Source organism: Streptomyces thermoalcalitolerans, from assembly GCF_039525155.1.
Taxonomy (GTDB): domain Bacteria; phylum Actinomycetota; class Actinomycetes; order Streptomycetales; family Streptomycetaceae; genus Streptomyces; species Streptomyces thermovulgaris.
The window spans coordinates 1-600 of record NZ_BAAAHG010000157.1 but is presented as its reverse complement, the minus strand read 5'-3'; the positions used below and the strand labels follow the sequence as shown (position 1 = coordinate 600).

At 49.7% G+C, this 600-nt stretch carries 1 pseudogene; it reads right to left on the bottom strand.

The window, feature by feature from the left end:
- Positions 1-485 (bottom strand): annotated as a pseudogene (locus tag ABD224_RS29320) (hypothetical protein); the annotation flags it as partial.
- Positions 486-600 lie beyond the last annotated feature (115 nt).

The window sequence follows — 600 nt, the reverse complement described above, 5'->3', positions numbered from 1 at the left end:
CTCACCGCTAACTCCTCACCCTGAGAATCAGATAATTCGAATGAAAATTCTCCGCCCGCTTCAACACGACATCGCATTTTAACATCGTCATCGTCATTATAAACTCCGATCGGATCGTCGCTGTTATCGGTCGTTTCAATTGTAAATAGGATAGCCAAATCTGTATCCATATTGCTACCGAACGATCCGAGAGTGCCTATTTCAACATGATTATCTTCCTCTCCATCACTAGATAGTGCATAACCACCTTCCCAGTCATTACTAACCCACGTCGGGCCGTTAACCGACCCATCTTCACCTCCTATACTGTCCGAAACAGTTGATCCGCTGCCCTCGTCAAATTTCCATTGATGAATTGCGCTGTCGAGTACAACAGGACCGGACGACCACAGTGGGGTACTATCCCCTTTCCTGGCACTGCTTATCGGCGTCCCATCACCAAGCCGAACCTCTCCGATCGGGATTTCGTCTCCAAATCTACCCATAATTAATACCCCTTCTCAAAGATGATGTCTTCGTCATCTGCCCCTGGCGGATCAGACGCACCCTCTTCGACCACGTAGATCGACCGCCCCTCGCCATCGCCATCCTCGAGCACAG